11 protein-coding genes and 2 pseudogenes are annotated in these 18,751 nt (G+C 54.4%); 5 read left to right on the top strand and 8 right to left on the bottom strand.

Annotated features, from left to right (window positions below):
* Positions 1-426: 426 nt before the first annotated feature.
* From IQ22_RS17640 to IQ22_RS17630, 3 genes and pseudogenes are all read left to right on the top strand, one after another.
* Positions 427-1,107, top strand: a pseudogene (locus IQ22_RS17640) (aldehyde dehydrogenase family protein); the annotation flags it as partial.
* Between the two features lie 49 nt (positions 1,108-1,156).
* The gene (gene ydiJ, locus IQ22_RS17635; protein ID WP_145144431.1) at positions 1,157-4,177 is read left to right on the top strand and encodes a D-2-hydroxyglutarate dehydrogenase YdiJ; all 3,021 of its coding nucleotides are present in this window, start codon (positions 1,157-1,159) and stop codon (positions 4,175-4,177) included.
* Between the two features lie 103 nt (positions 4,178-4,280).
* Positions 4,281-4,811, top strand: a pseudogene (locus IQ22_RS17630) (ammonium transporter); the annotation flags it as partial.
* Positions 4,812-5,117: 306 nt separating this feature from the next.
* On the opposite strand, the gene IQ22_RS17625 reads toward IQ22_RS17630, so the two are convergent.
* From IQ22_RS17625 to IQ22_RS17615, 3 genes are all read right to left on the bottom strand, one after another.
* Complete coding sequence (locus tag IQ22_RS17625; RefSeq protein ID WP_145144429.1) at positions 5,118-5,837, bottom strand: hypothetical protein; 720 nt, start codon at positions 5,835-5,837, stop codon at positions 5,118-5,120.
* 528 nt (positions 5,838-6,365) lie between these two features.
* Positions 6,366-7,634, bottom strand: coding sequence for a 3-(3-hydroxy-phenyl)propionate transporter MhpT (mhpT, locus tag IQ22_RS17620; RefSeq protein ID WP_145144427.1), 1,269 nt, complete (start codon positions 7,632-7,634; stop codon positions 6,366-6,368).
* Positions 7,635-7,693: 59 nt separating this feature from the next.
* Positions 7,694-8,776, bottom strand: a complete 1,083-nt coding sequence (locus tag IQ22_RS17615; protein ID WP_145144425.1) for an aromatic ring-hydroxylating dioxygenase subunit alpha — start codon at positions 8,774-8,776, stop codon at positions 7,694-7,696.
* A 117-nt stretch (positions 8,777-8,893) separates the two neighbouring features.
* On the opposite strand from IQ22_RS17615, the gene IQ22_RS17610 reads away from it, so the two are divergent.
* The gene (locus IQ22_RS17610) at positions 8,894-9,793 is read left to right on the top strand and encodes a LysR family transcriptional regulator (RefSeq protein WP_158635451.1); all 900 of its coding nucleotides are present in this window, start codon (positions 8,894-8,896) and stop codon (positions 9,791-9,793) included.
* A 55-nt stretch (positions 9,794-9,848) separates the two neighbouring features.
* Here the strand turns inward: IQ22_RS17610 and IQ22_RS23625 are convergent, their stop codons facing one another.
* The 5 genes from IQ22_RS23625 to IQ22_RS17585 form a co-directional block, all read right to left on the bottom strand.
* Entirely contained in the window at positions 9,849-10,712 is an 864-nt protein-coding gene (locus tag IQ22_RS23625) for a sigma-54-dependent Fis family transcriptional regulator (protein WP_244309271.1), read from the bottom strand.
* Positions 10,713-12,134: 1,422 nt separating this feature from the next.
* Positions 12,135-13,265: an NAD(P)-dependent alcohol dehydrogenase gene (locus tag IQ22_RS17600; protein ID WP_244309269.1), complete on the bottom strand. Its 1,131-nt coding sequence runs from the start codon at positions 13,263-13,265 to the stop codon at positions 12,135-12,137.
* A gap of 13 nt (positions 13,266-13,278) precedes the next feature.
* Positions 13,279-14,742: a benzaldehyde dehydrogenase gene (locus IQ22_RS17595; protein ID WP_145144419.1), complete on the bottom strand. Its 1,464-nt coding sequence runs from the start codon at positions 14,740-14,742 to the stop codon at positions 13,279-13,281.
* A gap of 351 nt (positions 14,743-15,093) precedes the next feature.
* Positions 15,094-16,263 (bottom strand): Gfo/Idh/MocA family protein, encoded by a 1,170-nt coding sequence (locus IQ22_RS17590; protein WP_145144417.1) that lies wholly within the window; start codon positions 16,261-16,263, stop codon positions 15,094-15,096.
* A 26-nt stretch (positions 16,264-16,289) separates the two neighbouring features.
* Positions 16,290-17,213 (bottom strand): TIM barrel protein, encoded by a 924-nt coding sequence (locus tag IQ22_RS17585; RefSeq protein ID WP_145144415.1) that lies wholly within the window; start codon positions 17,211-17,213, stop codon positions 16,290-16,292.
* A 384-nt stretch (positions 17,214-17,597) separates the two neighbouring features.
* Between IQ22_RS17585 and IQ22_RS17580 the strand changes: the two genes are divergently transcribed.
* Complete coding sequence (locus tag IQ22_RS17580) at positions 17,598-18,659, top strand: LacI family DNA-binding transcriptional regulator (protein WP_244309265.1); 1,062 nt, start codon at positions 17,598-17,600, stop codon at positions 18,657-18,659.
* The last annotated feature ends 92 nt before the right edge of the window (positions 18,660-18,751 follow it).

The raw sequence follows: 18,751 nt of genomic DNA, 5'->3' as shown, positions 1-18,751 counted from the left end.
TGGAGAGAGAGGCGGCTCTGATTGCCAGTAGCCAGGAAGCTGGCATGCTCCCCTGTATGGGCATGCCGGATATCATGCTTGGCAATCCGCCGAGGCTAAAAACGGCGCGAAAGGAATTGGTGATCGGGTGGCGGCCGAGCTACTCAGCTTGGTAATCATGATTCCACTGAGCGGTATGAGTAGGACTGATAAACAGATCCGGCGCAGGTAGCGCTTTGCATTTCAGGCCGAGCGCTAAGCCTCATATACCGTATGACCGGGATAGACGGTAATTCCTACATATTATACCGCAGAAAAATAGCATCGTCCGGTTGTGCATGCATATCGACTACGCCACATACTCGATGCCCTGTTCGTAAAAGTCCAGGGAAGCAAGATAACCATCATCGTCACAGGTCAGGATAACTGCCTGATTGCCGCGCCAGTAAGCTAGGCGGCAACGCACCGTTCATTGTGTTCGACGATGCCGACTTGGATAAGGCGGTCGAAGGCGCGATCATTTCTAAATATCGCAATAACGGTCAGACCTAAGTATGCGCTAACCGTATTTATGTACAGGACGGTGTTTACGAGGCTTTCGCCGAGAAACTTAAGGCCGCAGTCGCCAAGCTCAAGATTGGCAACGGTTTGGAGGAGGGCGTTACGACCGGCCCGCTGATTGATGACAAGGCCATCAGTAAAGTTAAGGAACATATTGCCGATGCCCTGAGCAAAGGTGCACAAGTGCTTGTCGGCGGCAGCAGCATCCAGGGGAATTTCTTCGAGCCCACCGTACTGGTAAACGTGCCGAGCACTGCCGCTGTTGCCAGGGAGGAAACGTTTGGTCCGCTGGCGCCTTTGTTCCGTTTCAAGGATGAGGCTGAGGTGGTCGCCCTGTCCAACGATACCGAGTTCGGCCTGGCCTCGTACTTTTATACCCGTGATGTAGGACGTGTGTTCCGCGTGGCCGAAGCGCTGGAATACGGTATGGTTGGCATCAACACCGGATTGATTTCCAACGAAGTCGCCCCGTTTGGGGGTATTAAGGCTTCGGGCCTGGGCCGTGAGGGCTCGAAATACGGTATCGAAGATTATCTCGAAATCAAGTATTTATGCATGGGACTGTAATACGGTTTTTGTTCACGGTTATCCTAACCTTAGTGAGGCCATTGCCCCAATGATTGCTCGAGTGACCGGCACCGCACCTGCCAATTTGTATTCTGATTTTCTTAATTCCCTGGTAGATGCCGGTTTTCGTGGCCAACGCAGTATGGACCATGGCATCCGTACAGTGCTGGCTACAGACAATTCTATCTATCAGCGCCTGCCTCAGGCTGTGGTGTTTCCAGTAGACGCTGATGATGTAGCGCGTATTGCCGCGCTGATGGCTGAGCCGCGCTTCAGAAAGGTTAAGTTGACCCCGCGCGGTGGTGGCACCGGTACCAATGGCCAGTCGTTGACCGATGGCATTGTGGTCGATCTCTCACGGCATATGAACCATATCCTGGAAATCAATGTCCAGGAGCGATGGGTAAGGGTACAGGCCGGCGTGGTCAAGGACCAACTCAACGCAGCGCTCAAGCCCCACGGTCTATTCTTTGCTCCAGAGCTATCGACTTCCAACCGCGCCACCATTGGCGGCATGATCAATACTGACGCCAGTGGTCAAGGCAGCTGCACCTACGGCAAGACGCGCGATCACGTACTTGAATTGCACACTGTCTTGCTGGGTGGTCAGCATCTGCATACACGGCCGCTGAGCGAGGCCGAGCTGGAGCAGGCCTGTGCTGAGCCGGACCGTGCTGGCGCGGTGTACCAGACTGCCCGGCAGATTGAGGAAACCCAGGGGGAACTGATCCAGTCGACCTTTCCCGAGCTCAACCGTTGCCTGACCGGCTATGACCTGGCGCACCTGCGCGATGAGCATGGCCGCTTCAATTTGAACAGTGTGCTCTGTGGCGCTGAAGGGTCGCTGGGTTACGTCGTCGAAGCCAAGCTAAATGTGCTGCCGATCCCTAGCTATTCGGTTCTGGTCAATGTGCGTTACAGCAGCTTTATGGATGCGCTGCGTGACGCCAACGCCTTGATGAAGCACAAACCCTTGTCCATCGAGACGGTAGACTCCAAGGTACTATTGCTGGCCATGAAGGATATGGTCTGGCACAGCGTAGCCGAGTACTTTCCTGCAAATGCCGAGCGGCCAACGCTAGGCATCAATCTGGTGGAGTTTAGCGGTGACGATCCTGCCGAAGTAAACGCACGGGTCAGCGCTTTTGTTCAACATCTACAGGCAGACCGTAGTGTCGAACGCCTGGGCCATACTCTGGCCGAGGGTCGCGAGGCAGTGACACGTGTCTATACCATGCGCAAGCGCTCGGTAGGGCTGCTGGGCAATGTGGAAGGTGAGGTGCGACCCCAGCCGTTTGTGGAGGACACCGCAGTACCACCGGAACAACTGGCTGACTATATTGCCGACTTTCGCGCCTTGCTAGACAGCTATGGGCTGGCTTATGGCATGTTTGGCCATGTTGATGCCGGGGTTCTCCATGTGCGTCCAGCACTGGACATGAAGGATCCGGCCCAGGCTGCGTTGGTCAAGCCGATTTCCGACGCGGTGGCTGACCTGACTCAGCGCTATGGCGGCTTGTTGTGGGGCGAGCATGGCAAGGGGTTGCGCTCGGAGTATGTGCCTGCGTATTTCGGTGAGCTTTACCCCGCGTTACAAGCTATCAAGGGGGCTTTCGACCCGTACAATCAGCTCAATCCAGGCAAAATCTGTACTCCGCCAGACAGTTCTGAAGGGTTGATCAAGGTTAACGAAGCACCACTGCGTGGAGAGTATGATCGCCAGATAGACGAGCGCGTGTGGCAGAGCTATGGAAGCGCAGTACATTGTAACGGCAACGGTGCCTGCTATAACTTTGATCCCGATGATGCTATGTGCCCGTCGTGGAAGGCCACCCGTGAGCGTCAGCACTCACCCAAAGGCCGTGCCTCGCTAATTCGTGAATGGCTGCGGCTGCAAGGCGCGGCGAACATCGATGTGCTGAGTACTGCACGGGGGCCAGCCTCGTGGCTAAAAGGGTTGCCAACGCGGCTGCGTAACAGCCGGGCACGCAAGCAGGGGGAGGCGGACTTCTCCCATGATGTGTATGACGCCATGGCCGGTTGCCTGGCGTGTAAATCGTGTGCAGGCCAATGTCCAATCAAGGTCAATGTGCCTGATTTCCGTTCTCGCTTCCTAGAGCTGTATCACGGCCGCTATCAGCGTCCGTTGCGCGATTACTTGATCGGCTCATTGGAATTTACCCTGCCGTATCTGGCCGTCATGCCGGGACTGTACAACTCAATAATGGGTGCCGGCTGGACCAAGCGCATTCTTGAGCGCCGGGTTGGCATGGTCGATAGTCCCTTGATCAGTGGTTACAACCTGCAGGCTACGTTGAATCGGTATCAGGTGCGTATGGCCAAGCCGGAAATACTCCGCAAGCTGACCCCTGCGGAGCGCGAGCGCAGCGTGGTACTGGTACAAGATGCTTTCACCCGCTATTTCGAGACGCCATTGTTGGGTTCTTTTATCGAGCTGGCTCATCGCTTGGGTTATCAGATATTTCTGGCTCCCTATAGTGCCAATGGCAAGCCTTTGCATGTACAAGGGTTTTTAGGGGCGTTCGCCAAGGCGGCGATCCGCAATGCTACCCAGCTCAAGGCCTTGGCCGAATGTGGTGTGCCGCTGGTGGGTCTCGACCCGGCCATGACGCTGGTTTACCGGCAGGAGTACCAAAAAGTGGCTGGTCTGGATGACTGTCCAAAGGTCGCTCTGGTTCAGGAGTGGCTCATGGGCGTGTTGCCGGAGCAGGCCCCAGCGGCCAGTGGCACCTTCCGGCTGATGGCCCATTGCACAGAGAAGACCAACGCTCCGGTCAGTGTCCGGCAATGGGAACAGGTCTTTAGTCGTCTAGGGTTGAAACTGACAACTGAATCTACTGGCTGTTGCGGCATGTCCGGTACTTACGGTCATGAAGCCCGTAATCAGGCTACTTCACGAACCATCTTTGAGCAGTCCTGGGCGGGTAAGCTCGATAAGGAAGGCGAGCCGCTGGCCACTGGTTATTCCTGCCGTAGCCAGGTCAAGCGTCTGGCTGACCGTAAGTTGCGGCATCCCCTGGAAGTGGTACTGCAACAGCTTAATGGATGAGGTGTTACTAGCCGCTCTTGTCAACGGCGATAAAAAGCCCGGCGGTTGCCGGTCTGGTTCTTGAGACGGCTGGAAAGTGACTGGATTCTATTGCCAATAGTGCTATGCGCCACTGGCGCACATGGCCTGGAGCGGGCCGGGAGGCCTTCTCTGGGATTGGGGGATTCTCGAATTCGCTGGCGGCACGGTAGTCCATATCAATTCAGGCGTGGCGGGTTTGGTGGCCTGTCTGGTACTCGGTCGCCGCCGGGGTTACCCCAACGTAGCCATGCCCCCCATAACATGGGTTTTGCCCTGCTGGGCGCCGCACTGCTGTAGGTCGGCTGGTTTGGCTTCAATGTGGGTTCGGCCGTTGCGGCCAATACCAATGCCGGCATGGCCATGCTCACCACGCAGATTGCCGCCTGCTCCGGCGTGGTTGGCTGGCTGGTCATCGAATGGCTGAAAAACGGTCGCCCCAGCGCGCTGGGCGTAGCTTCTGGCGCCTTGGCAGGTCTGATTGCCATTACACCGGCGTGTGGCTTTGTCGGGCCGGCCGGAGCATTGCTTATGGGATTCATCACCAGTGTCGTCTGCTTTTTTGCAATAGCCAGACCCATATGACGATACCCTGGACGCCTTTGGCCTGCATGGAGAAAAGGCGTATAGCTGAGTACAGGATTAATAAAACCAGACTTCTCTCCCCATAGGTAGCTCGACCGAACGGGCTGCCATGCGGGACATAACGTTGAAGAGGATTTGTACGAAAGGGCATCGTATCTGGATGCATCGCACTGTTTCTGCTCGCGGCCGCAAGAGCTAGTCGGCAGGCTATAAAAGCTTCAGCGTTTCGGTCAGTTGAGCGAAAGCGGCGAACAAGTGAGTGATAGCCTGGACGTAGCGTCATGAAGCCGTTCTGACGCTACGTCTCTTTCGTTGAATTCTCTGGACAATGTCACGATTACAGTATTAACAGTAGCGCGGCGTATCCCATTGCCCCGACTAGAAAGGCACCAAAGCGACTTTGGCGCTCCTCGGGCAATTCTTCCTTGAGCACATTGAGTATCACACTGCCTGCCAGAAGTGCGGTCAGCGCCGACACGGCCAACTCTGATATTTCAGTGAGTATGCCAAGTATCCATCCAGCCGCCACCGCCGCGGCCAGCACCCAACGGCCCTTGTGCCGATAGAGCGCTCTGTGATCGTTTTGAAGCCCGAAATCATTGACCAGAAAGTGCAGGGCCATGGCGATCGTAAACCATAGGAGACTGCCTAGCTCTGGCGTTTCACGATGGACGAGTAGATAGCCGATCAGGGCGTTATAGCAGGCAAACGTCGCAATATGCAGCCAGAACACGCCTTGATGCGGTTCGGTGTTTTCAGGAAACCGTTGTCGGTGAGCCTTGATTATCCGCTCTATACCATAAAAAACAACCAGGCCACTTAGGGCCAACAGGTAGGCATGATGTTCAAGAAAGCTTATGGGCTCGATTTCCGCGCCCTCCATCAGTACCTGCCCGCGTGCCAGCTCAGGAAGCAGGTGGATGAAGACGTAAGCAACCGACACACCGCCGGCCATTGAAAGCCAACGGCTTCTAGGCAGGCGGTTGAGAAATCGTAAATGGTTCGAAAGCAGATGAACCATGATCAGAAGCAAGGCAGCAATGAGTGTGGGAAGCATGGCATCTCGCTAGTAGGAGGTCATAGAAATCGACCTTGCCAAACAGGAGGTGTTCAGTCGTTAACGTCGGCCCGTATTTATTGATATGGGGGCCTCTGCCTGATGGTGTTGCTTTTTTGGGCTACCGGTCATGGGGTAGACCGGCTTGGTGAGGTGGCGCTCACTGCTGTAGCGATGGCAAACCCTGCAAGGAGTCGGTTCGATAATGCTCTATCGATCGCCATGGTTATTCACATCATAGCGTCGAATGCTGCTTACAAGACCCTAAGGGGCTGGTCCTCGATTAAACTGCGCCTAGACCGCTTGCTTACGGTTTCGGGGCTGCTTAGGAGGTAAGTTACAGCGCGTGCTCAACGTCGCGATCAGTTCCTGCGATAGCTTTAGTTCTGCTCGGTTGCCTATGGGGCAGGTGCGTAAGGAGGGCGCGAACCACGAGCCTTCCTCGTGTGAAGACTCATCCTTGAGTCTTCATTTTCCTGGATCAGGACTCAGCTTGATTTCTTTAATCGAGCAAATATCTGGCAATAGCTATTGTAAGGCTTTCGCCGTTGAAGCGGGCGAGTGATGAATACTTCCACCAACGTCATTTTTCGCTACTTTGAGGCCGCCCAGGAGTCTTACTGCCGCAAGAGAGGCAATAACAAGCCCAGGCATGCATGCACCCAGCACACCCGCGCTACCCACGCCGAGAGCAAGAAGCTGTCCTGCTACTAATGGACCGGCAACCGACCCCAGCCGGCCTACAGCCACAGCTGAGCCCACTCCTGTTGCTCGTATCCGAGTGGGATACAGGCGTGGTGCCAGTGAATAGAGCACCAGTTGTGAGCCTAAAATGGCAAACCCAAAGACAAATCCTGACAGCATCATGGCCGGGAAGCCGGTTGAGAAAGCCAAGCCTGTCAATGATGCAAGCACAAGTGCATACATGCCGAGCGTTACTTTTTGTTGGTTGATTCGATCCAGCAACAGACCAGCCGCTAGTGAGCCTACTGCACCGCCGACACCAAACATCATCTGGATGCCACTGGCTTGTGGACGACTAAAACCCTGATCAATCAGCAGAGTTGGTAGCCAATTGAGCATCATGTACATGACCGTCAGGGTGAAGAAATAGCTCATCCACAACGTTAGAGTCGACACTGCGCGGCCTTCTGTGAGCAAGCCAATACGCGTGTCGGTTTGCTCTGCAGCATGGGCTTTTTTAGCGCTGGCCCGGTTATGGAAAGCTTCTGATTCCGGCATTACAAACATTATCAGTGGGGCTACAAGTAAAGGGGCGATACCGCCAACAATGAAAATCGTCTGCCAATTGCTTGGAAACAGCATGCTTATCAATGATGCCGTTGCCCCTCCAAGGGGAACCCCACAGTACATCACACTGATTGCTGTGCTTCGGTAGCGCTCTTCAACCGCCTCCGAGGAGAGAGCGATAAGGTTGGGCAGTGCCGCACCAAGTCCGAGCCCTGTTAAAAAACGGACGATCAACAGGAGGTAAACATCAGCACAGTAGGCTGTTGCAAGCGAGAAAATTCCAAATAGGATCACCGAACCGGCCAAGACGCGTTTGCGGCCAATACGATCGGCTAACCACCCGCCAATAAAAGCGCCTGGTAGCAATCCTATAATGCTAGAGCTAAACATCCACCCCATCATAGATGGGCTCAGACTAAATGCTTCGCGGATTCCGGCTGCCGCGATACCAGCAGACTGCAAGTCCAAACCTTCGATCAAAGCAACGACAAAACAGAGAGTGATAGTGACTCGCATGTTATAGGCGCGCAATTCAGGAAGAATCATATGAACCTCTTAATTATTGTTGTGAGGCTTTAATTAGGTTCTGAAAGACTTAGAACCTATCAGCGGAGGCCACTGACTAATTTCCGGGCTGCTTCAGCTGCTGGTTGTTGATCATCGGCAGACTGTTCTTTCTGGATCATCCGGTTAATCAACCAGCGGAACTGCCCTAAAGCGGCATCGATTGAGAACGGAACCATCTTGAATTCAGAGTCACGTGCGAGGTTTTTTTGCTGGGCCATGATCATGTTCTTATCTTCTTCGAATGCTGTGATCACACTCTGGTAAATAGAGTGGGTAACCTCCGGTTGATCGATAAGGAAGTCATGGGCTTGGGCGAAGAAGTAGTGAGTGGAGTTCTCTGTTTCCGGTGTGATCGCTTGGCAGGCTCTAAACTTAATGGAGTTTTCCATATTATTTGCTGCGCCTTGTCCGGCTGGCGTCATACCGGTATCCATAAGCAAGACGCCCGGGATCATGAAGTCATAATACATCCACCGATCAACTTTGGCGTCTGGTGGATAATTCCCAAATTTCCGGGAGTAGGCTGGCGCCTCGGTGTTATAGACCCACTTGGTCATGCGGACGCCATGCTCTAAACGCTCTACCTTTGGTTTGACTTCAGCGTAGTCAGGTGATCCCCCCAGCGTGGTTGGATGCACAAAGGGCAGGTGGGAAAAATCTAGTAAATTATCTGCAATGAGCAGGTAATTACAGTCGTAATGAAGATAACCAGGTTCGCAACGCCATTCCGGATGGTCCAGCCATTGTGTATCCCAAATAAGGGATTCGTCAGCGAGGGTAGGATCACCCATCCAGACCCAGAGCCAGCGATGTCTTTCAACGATTGGGTATGTTCGAACCTTTGCTTGTGGCGGAATGCGCTCCTGTGCGGGCGCACCTACACATTGCCCGTTCTTGTCGAAAAGAAGCCCATGGTACATACATCGAATACATTCGCCTTCTTTTCGCCCCATTGATAACGGTGCTCCGCGATGGCAGCAGCGGTCCTCAAGGACAACAACGTTATCGTCATTATCACGCCAAAATAATAAGGGCACGTTTACGATAGTACGGGCAAGAAATCCGTCTTTTGGTATTTCATGACTCCAGCCAGCTACATACCAACAATTTTTTACGAACATCGTGTATGCCTCATCTTGTTTTTGTTGTGTGAGGTCAGTCTAGAAGGCACTATTTTATGCAGCCAACTCATGCGGTAGATCTTTCAAATGCACGGTATTCATAGTCCGCAGATTGATATGAATCTGCTTAAGATCTTCCATGCCATTTATGTAGAGCGCAGCGTGAGCGAGGCCGCATGGCAGTTAGGGCTTTCGCAATCGGCGGTCAGTCATGCCTTGAAGCGACTCCGTACCCTGCTTCAGGATGAGTTGTTTGTACGTACTGGTGCGAGCATGAAGCCAACGGCGAGGGCGCAGCTACTGGCTGAACCTATTCGAGACGTTGTCGAGACTATTGAAAGGCAAATCCTGCCTTCCATGACTTTCGAGGCTATGACGGCACGGCGGGAATTTGTGCTTGGCATGGTGGATTTGGCCGAGATTGTTTTTCTGCCTCCACTGTTGCGCTTTATGCGCCAGCAGGCGCCCTGGTGTCGATTAAAAACGGTACGGGTATCCAACGAAGCACTGACCGATGCGCTAGAGTCAGGGCGTGTTGAAATGGCCATTGGAAGCGTACCCAATCTGCCGGGGCATCTTTACCAACAGACGATCTTCCACCATGACTATGTTGTCCTGGCGTCAGAGCAGCATCCCCGTCTTTGCAAAGGTACTCTTACGTGGGAGCAATACAGTAATGAATTGCATATAGTTGTTTCATCAGGAACTGACAAAAATTTGCAGGACCACACTCTGACGCCTAGAGGCATTAAGCGAAACATTCAGCTGACTGTAGGGGGATACCTGTCAGTCCCTTGGCTAATCGAAGGGACGGATATGATTGCGACGTTGCCCTCCCGGCTGGCTGATGGAGTTGCAAGCTCTGCCCATCTAAACCAGTTCTCGCTTCCAGAGCCTGTTGTCCCTTACGCACTGCAGTCGATTTGGCATCCGCGCTGGCATAAGGATCCAGGCCATCGTTGGCTCCGAGAAATTATCTTCGAGCTGATGCATCGATATCCTGAAACTGCTGCCTGAAATAAAGATTGCCACCCGAGCGCTATGTTGCCTTGTTCTAACGAGTGACCAGCACTCAGGTGGCCCAGCTTTTACCTTGTTGTTTCAGTTTTTTATAAAGCGTTGTACGAGAAATGCCGAGCGCTTGTGCGGTGGCGGATATGTTTCCTCCCTTGGCATGCAAGGTGGTGGAGATAGCTTCCATGAGGACGGTCTGCAATGGGCCATCAGAGGGGTTGCGTTTATGCAGTTCGGGAAGATGGTCTGGGGCAAGCGTCGGCTCGTCGCCAGCAAGCGCCGCAGCAAGACGCAGCACCTGTTCCAATTGCCTGATATTGCCTGGCCAGGCGTAGTCCAGTAGGAGACGGCGGGCTTCAGGGCTCAGGTTATAAGTGCCGTGTGGCTGTAAAAGACGTTGAATCAGGGTTTCTAGATCCTGCCGTTGGTTTAGACGCGGCAGGGTGATTTGAAATCCACTGAGTCGGTAATACAAATCTTCTCTGAACACCTTTTCAAGGCTGCGCTGCTTCAGGTTGCAGTGGGTAGCGCTGATGATTCGTATGTTCAGGGCAATCGGGGTTCGGCTACCCAAACGCGTCACCGAGCGCTCCTGCAACACACGTAACAGGCGCGTCTGTAAAAGAAGCGGCATATCACCTATCTCATCCAAAAGAAGTGTACCGCCGTTAGCCGCCTCTATCTGCCCCATGGAGCCGCCCCTGCGTCCGCCCGTAAAGGCTCCGTCCATATAGCCAAACAGCTCTGCTTCGATCAGGCTTTCTGGAATGGCAGAGCAGTTGATCGCTACAAAAGGGGCATTAGGGCAGCAGGTGTCATGAAGGCTGCGGGCAAAGATCTCCTTTCCAGTCCCCGTTTCACCCTGGAGCAAAACAGGAACGTTGGCTTTGAAAGCCTTGCAGGCCGATTCAAACTGACGAATGATGCCTGGGTCGGCCCCGAGGGGGGGGCAAGCCTGTCAGGGGTTTTAACAGCACCGCTTGAAGCGCTTGCAGTAGACAGCTTCAGGCTTGCAGCGGAGCGCTGACTCTGATTTCTGATATAGAGCTGTGAGCCGTCTGCCAGCCTGATAAGTTCGGGCGTCGGGTTATCAATAATAGTCTTCAGATTAGTGTCAAAGCGCTCATCCAGCCTGAGCCCCTTTAAAGGCTGGTTATCCAGCCCGAGCAGGCGTCTTGCTGTACGGTTGGCTGCCTGAATACACCCCTGCGAGTCGAGAGCGATCAGCCCTTCGAACGGTGTGTCGAATAAGCGCGGATCGTGCTGTAAATGTAAAATGTTTGTTTTGGGCAGGTCATCATAAAGCCTATTTTCTACTGCCATTGCCGCGTAATTAAGCTGATCCAGGACGGAGTGTACTGGGCGATTTCCGATGCCAGTGATGTCCAGGGCACCAATCAGCTCTCCCTGTGTTCCCCATAACGGGACGGATACACAAAAAAACCGTTCGAACTCGTTCAGGTAATGCTGATTACCCAATAGAACAATAGGTTTTCCTTCCATGAGCGTACAGCTGGGGGCAGTTGTTCCTATTTCAGGCTCATGGACACGCCGGCCTACCTGTAGGTACTGCAAAGGGGGCAGGTTGTTTTGGTCCTTGGCTATGCGAACGATAACGCCCTCTGTATTCACACAAAAAATTGTCCAGGCCTTACCGCCCAGTACCTGCCAGAGTCGCTCAATTTCAGGAGAAGCGTGCCGGGCCAAAAGATGATCTTCAGGCATGAGCATATGAAGCTGGTCATCTAGCTGAGACAGGCGCGGTTGCCAAGGCAGCAGGCCCGCATCACGGGATCGGGCCCAGGAACGGGCAATGGAGGCGGGTAGTAGATCTTCAGGAAGTGGCTTGCCATCCAGAAACTGTTGGCGGGCCCGGTACAGGCGCTGTTGGTCAGGCACGGCATAGGTATCCATGTGACACCCTTATTATTAAAGAGGAATAGGGCCGAAACAGGCTTGGCTGTATTCCCCAATCAGTACCGTTTAGGCCGGGTCGAGTCAAGGCTCATGAGTGAAAAGACGGCAAGGTGCGCAAGTTGGCCATAATGTCTTTCCAAAAACCGCCTTTGCCTTAAATGCCATGTCTGAGGTAGCGCTCAGTTCTGGGTTTGAGCTCCGTACCAGGGCAACTTACAGGTTCGCCCTCAGGGTTGTACTAATCAGACCAACCCTATTGCTGATACCAGACGCTATGTACCGTCTGGAAGGGCAATGTAGTTGCACGCCATAGCGTGCGCGTGGCTGTTAAACATAAGGTTGGCCACTAGCGCAGCTGTATTGGAACGACTGATTTTCTCGTAAGTGCAGAGAAGAAGGCCGGAGCGGAGCCGCTCCGGCCTGAACCTCATAGGCCGATTTTGATAACCGGTTTGAGGGTAATGCCTGTTTCGCTGTCTTTGGCTGCCTGGTTGATGGCTTCGAACGGATAGAGCTTTACCAGCTTGTCGAATGCGAAGCGGCCTTGTAGATAGAGGTCGACCAGTTCGGGAATGAATTTTTTCGGTACGCTGTCACCTTCTACAATCCCGCGAATGGTCTTGCCGCCCAAGAGCAGATCGTTGACATCGAATGCGGCCGTTGTGCCTATCGGAGGCGCGCCGACTATGCCAGCACTACCCAGCCCACCCAGGGCATCTACCGCCTGGCGCAAGACGGCGGGGCGACCCGTGGACTCTAACGCGAAATTGACACCGCCTCCGGTGATGTCACGAATGGCGGTTACTGGATCAGTCTCCTTGCTGTTGATGACATGGGTTGCCCCTAGCTCTTTGGCCAGCTCCAGGCGTGAAGGGACGACATCCACTGCAATAATAGTGGTCGCGCCCGCTACTTGGGCTGCCAGTACGGCAGATAGGCCCACAGCGCCAGCGCCAAAGGCTGCGAAGCTGCTGCCGGGCGTTACCTTCAGCGAGTTGATGACAGCCCCGGCGCCTGTCTGGATACCGCAGCCCAAAGGGTCTAACAGCTCCAAAGGTGCCTCTTGCGGAACGCGAATGGCGTTGTTTTCGCGGCTCAGCGCATAGGTGGCAAAGGAGGATTGTGAAAAGAAGTGGTCATGCAAGGGCTGACCTTGCTCATCCGTAATAGCGCATTCACCCTGTGGGTCAGCACCGCTGAAGTTACGCGTAAAAAACTCCTTGCAGTATGCGGTATGTCCGCTGCCGCAAGGCAGGCAATGTCCGCAGTAGCCATAGGTCAGCACTACGTGATCCCCGACATTCAGGTTTTTGACCAGGGGCCCAACGGCCTCGACCACGCCAGATCCCTCATGGCCCAACACCAGGGGCAGGGGAACCGGATACTCCTGATCTCGAATGATCATGTCGGTATGGCACATCCCTGTGGCGACGATACGGACCAGCACTTCGTCTTCCTTGGGGTGACGAATCCGGGCTGACTCGATAACGAAAGGAGCTCCTTTCGAGCGTGTGACAGCGGCCTTGATGGCGATGCCTTGTGAGGTGCTCACTGTTATTGTTCTCCAATGGTTAAAGAGGGTAGGCAGGGGCTTCGCCTTTAAGAGTGAGCCACTGCCACTGAGTGAACTCTTCCCAGTTGGCTGCGCCACCAATGCTTGTTCCGTTGCCCGACGCGCCGACACCGCCGAATGGATTGATCACCTCGTCATTTACGGTCTGATCGTTGATATGCAGCAAGCCGGTTTTCAACCGTTCGCCCAGCTTCAGGGCACGGCCAACATCCTTTGAAATAATGGCTGCTGAAAGACCGAATTCAGTGTCATTTGCTAGGCGGATGGCTTCTTCATCGGTTTCGAACGGCACGACGACTGCCACAGGGCCAAATACTTCTTGTTTGAAAACAGGATTATCTGCGGTGACGCCACTTAATACGGTGGGTTGAAAGAACAAACCTTCATAATGCCCCCCCGTTTCCAGCCGAGCGCCAGCATGCTGTGCCGCCTGTACCAGTTGATAGGCATGGTCGCGCTGCTGGCTATTGATTAGTGGGCCTAGCGCGACATCATCCGTGTCCGGATTTCCAACGGTCAGGCTTTTCGCTTTTGCAACCAGGCGCTCCAGAAACGTCTGATAAATGGCCTGATGTACCAAGAGCCGCCCGGTTGCCATGCAGATTTGCCCTTGATGCAGGTAGACGCCCCAGGCGGCATTAGCCAGCGCGATATCCAGATCGGCATCATCAAGAATGATCAGCGAGTTCTTGCCGCCCAGTTCAAGGGATACTTTCTTGAGGTTCCGGCCAGCCGCTTCGCCTACTTTGCGACCGGCACCGGTAGAGCCGGTGAACTGGATCATGGCGATGTTCGGGTCTGATGTTAGGGCTTCACCTGCTTCCGCTCCACCTGGCAGAACATGCAAAAGACCCTTGGGTAGCCCCGCCAATTCAAACAGGCGGGCAATCACAAAACCCCCGCAAACGGCCGTGCGCGGGTCAGGCTTTAGTACGACCGCATTACCAACCGCCAGTGCCGGGGCAACGGCGCGGATAGCCAGGTAAAGTGGAAAGTTGAACGGTGAAATAACACCAATGACGCCTAATGGGCGGCGCCGAGCCAAGCTCAGGCGGCCCGGTGTGGATGGCAGTATTTCGCCCTGGCTATGCGAGGGCAGGCCCGCGCTTTCATGCAGTGCCTTGATGGTAGCCGAGGTTTCGACAGACGCCTTGGCTCGTGTCGAGCCACTTTCCTTGATGATCCAGCTGACGATTTCATCAAAGTGGGTTTCGGCCAGTTGTGCTGCCTTACGAAAAACAAGGCTGCGCTCATCATAGGGTCGAGCGAACCAGAGAGATTGAGCCTGACTTGCCGCTTCACTTGATAGATTCACTCTTTGAGCATCGGCGTTGGCGATTTCGCCAAGTTGATTACCGCTGGCCGGCTCTATCACAGGCGTGGGGCTCAACGGGCCGGCTTGCCAATCACCGGTAAATAAGCGCTTGTTCCACAATTCAAACGGAAGTAGGGGGTCGGTCATGTTTAACGTCTCTCTTATTGGAATCGGATCCGCTCAGTCAACTTTCACACTGAAGGTTGAAAGCTGTTTGCATGAGCTATGCCACCCTTTGAAAGGCCAGGAAACAGGAGAAACAGAGTCAATAATGTTCATTATCTGGACAATGTGCTAGCCACGCTGTCCAGATAATGAACACTCAAATGTCTAGTCCAATGAACCTTAAGCTATGGTTAAAGCATGGCCTCCTATAGGGCCAGTATGGGGATAACCATTGTCCGCTGCGCGGTAGAAACACGGCCTTAAGGGTAGGTAAAGCATAGGCCCGCCTATAAGGGGTAAAATAATCTCAAGGGCAATTGAGGATGAGCAGGTTTAATAGTCAATCCAAATGCCGCCTTGATTTGCAGACTGCACGCAGCGCTCGACCCAGCGCACGCCCTCGACGCCAGCATGAATGTCAGGGTAACGAAGCGTTGTTAATAACGCACTATCGTTACGGTCCGTCGCATCCATAGCCAGGGCAAAGCGGTAGTAGAGGTTGGACCAGGCTTCGAAAAGCCCCTCGGGATGGCCTGCGCCGATGCGGTCGTCGATCAGGGCATTGGCGTGGAGGTAGCTCATACCGCGCTCCAGCACCTGGGCCGGTTGACCCTGGATTTCGAATGAAAGCTGGTTGGGACGTTCATCCCACCATTCAAGACTGGCCCTGGAGCCGATCACGCGGATCTTTTGGCCATGCATGGAGCCTGCGTTCACAGCGCTGGACCAGACCATGCCCATGGCGCCACCTTCATACTCCATGAGGGTATAGGCATTGTCCTCCAGCGGGGCGCGGCTTTTGACAAAGCTCTGGCGCGAGCACATCAAGCGCTTGATCGTGTGATCGGGCAGCATAACTTCTGAAATATACAGTGGATGTGTACCTATATCGCCCAATACATAGCTCGGGCCAGCCACGCGCGGGTCCATGCGCCATAGGGCGGACTCGTTTTGTAGCTCCACGGGGGCGCTGTGAAAGCCGTGGGCAAATTGCATGTGCACCATCCGAATTTCGCCCAGCTCGCCTTGGGCAATCATTTGGCGGGCCTGCTCGATCAGCTGATGGCCGGCGTAACCATAGGTCACACCTACGATTCTGTTTTTCGCCAAGGCTATTTCACGCAGTGTTTCAGCTTCCGTCACTGTAAAACACAAGGGCTTTTCGCAGACTACATGCAAGCCTGCCTCCAGCGCCGCTTTGGTAATGGCGTAGTGCGTGCCGTTGGGTGTGGCAATGGACACCGCCTGGATACCATCCGGCCGTTGGGCCTCTTGTTCAAACAGACTAAGGTAGTCCGGGTAACAGCGTTCGGGATCGACGCCTAGCGTTATGCCAAATTCGAGGCCGCGTTCAGGATTGATGTCGAATGCACCGGCTACCAAGGCAAAGTTCTGATCACGCAAGGCGGCCGAGCGATGGCTATAACCGATCTGGCTGTCACGACCGCCTCCTACCATGGCCCAACGGATAGGTTGGGGAATACGCTTGCTGCCATTAATCATTGTTATTGTCCTTTTAGCAGGGTGGGTTAGAAACCAATCGTAGAGAGATAGCTGCGACTGGCCGCGACATCGTGCAGGCTGCCCTCGGCGTTGCGTGGATCGCGCTCCTGTTCGACGGTGATGTAGCCCTGATACCCCAGCGTTTGAATGAGCTTGTAGAGGGCAGGGTAGTTGATGACGCCGCGTCCAATTGGACACATGACGCCTTTAGCACAGGCATCAAAAAAGCTAATGCGCTCACCCATGACTTGATCGAATATCGCTTGGTCGATGTCTTTGAAGTGCAGGTAATCCAGGCGGTTTTTGTACTGGCGGAGCGTTGCTACCGGATCCATGCCGGCGTAATACAAGTGGCCCGTGTCCAGGCACAAGCCCGCTACATCGTCGGGAATATCCTCTACCAGCTGCGCCAGCTCATCGGCGAATTCGATATAGCCACCGGCGTGCGGGTGAATCACTGTTCGCACGCCATATTCCTTCCAGCTGAGGTCGGCTATGGTACGGATGTGACTCATCATGTGCTGCCAGTCCTGCTGGGAAAGGCGTGGAGCTCGGTCAAAATGACCGGCGTTGTAGTCACGCTCTTCATGTCCCCAGTCGATTACAACCAGATAGGGCATACGGAAACGTTGACCGGGCTCCTGCTCGATAGCGGGCAGATGCGTAAGCAAGGAGCAAATGGCGTGCGTCTGCTCCAGAAGATTGGACAGGTTCCGAGGGTCAACAAGGTTATCGAAGATAGTTCCGGCAACCACATGCAAATCATGTGCGGTCAGGGCGTTGCCAACCGTGTGAGCATCAAGCGGAAGGTATCCATAAGGGCCTAGTTCAATCCCACGGTAACCGGCCTGCGAGGCTTCGCGCAGTACGTGCTGCCAAGGGGGAAGAAAAGGGTTGTCGACGTTATCGACACCCCAGCAGCAAGGTGCAGTGGATAGCTTTATGGCCATGTTGCGCTCCGAGGTTGTTGTTATAACGGGGCTGTAGCACGTGATCGAAAGGCTAGAAGGCTTAAAAACGTAAAGCTAGAGAAGGGGTGATGTTATCTGTCAAAACCTTTCAAATAGGTAGGGCAGGCTTTCATTTCCTATCAGAAACGCACACAGGTTATATAAGGAGACGTTGAAATCTTTCTGGTGGGCTTTAACTGGCGAGACGGGAGCACCTAAGTCTTCAGAAGGCTAAGGTTTAAGCGGCCTGTAAGCCAATCCAGCTTGAGGTAAGGTGGCGTGCAGGGCAGATGAAGGGTGGAGCCTTTTTGCCAGAGGCCAGTGCTATAGTCGTGACAGGCATCTGTCAGAATCTGTCAAACAAGCGGCCCAGGTCATCTACCCATGTCAGAGCTTTCCAACGTCTCGTCGCGTCGTCCTACTATGGAAGATGTAGCCCGTCTGGCAGGAGTCAGCCTATCAACGGTAGACCGGGTCATAAATCTGCGGGCCAGGGTACGTGCGGACACGGCGCGGCGTATTGCCGATGCCGCAGCTCAGCTGGGTTTCCATGCACGAGGCATTATCGAGCAGCGTCTGGCAGGGCAGCGGCCCATCGTACGGCTGGGCTTTTTGCTCATGAAGCAGGGCGTGGCGTTTTACCAAGGGTTAGCCGAAGCGCTCGCCGAGGCAGCGGCCGTCACGCTCAAGGCGCAGGTAAGGGTTGTGATTACCTATCTGGATGACTTTGACCCTTCTACCACGGCGCAGCGCATTTTGGCGTTGCGTGGTCAAGTGGATGCACTGGGTGTTGTTGCAGCCGATCACCACGAGGTATGCGAAGCGGTGGCCTCCTTGCGCGCAGACGGTATGCCTGTAATCGCATTAGTGTCTGATCTGGCAGCCTCTGCGGGCGCAGGTTATGTAGGGCTTGATAGCCGCCGGGCAGGACGTACAGCCGGCTGGTTCATTACCCAGCTGGCTCGCCAGCCAGGGGCGGTTGCGCTATTGATCGGCACTCAGCGCTTCCAGTGTCAGGAGCTGTGTGAAATGAGCTTTCGAAGTTATTTGAGCGAGCAGGCCGAGGAGTGGGAACTTCTGGTGCCCAGGCTTACGCTGGAAGATGAAATGTTCGCCTATGAGAACACCCTGGATTTATTAAGAGGCCAGCCTGATCTGGCAGGGCTGTATGTGGCAGGAGGAGGGATAGAAGGGGTACTGCGTACGCTCAGGGAGGTACGCGAGCGGCAAGGACGCTTACCCGTCGTGGTCTGTCATGATCTGACGCCTCTTACCCAGGCTGCTTTGAGGGATGGCATCGTCCAGGCAGTATTGTCGCATCCGCTCGGTGCTGTGGCCCAGACTACCGTGCATGGACTGGTAGAGGCGGTTCTTGCCGCACCGGAGCGGCTACCAATGAGGCGATGTCCGCTTCCGGCGCAGATCAGTACACCCGAAAGCGTGTGATGGGCTCATAGCGCTGAATATGACCTGCCCTTAAAGGGTTTATCTGGTACTTGCCGCATTCAGGACCTCATAGCCGCTTTAAGCCAGAGAAA

The sequence above is a fragment of the Pseudomonas duriflava genome (genome assembly GCF_007830155.1).
Classification (GTDB): Bacteria; Pseudomonadota; Gammaproteobacteria; order Pseudomonadales; family Pseudomonadaceae; genus Chryseomonas; species Chryseomonas duriflava.
This window is presented reverse-complemented; position numbering and strand designations above follow the sequence as displayed.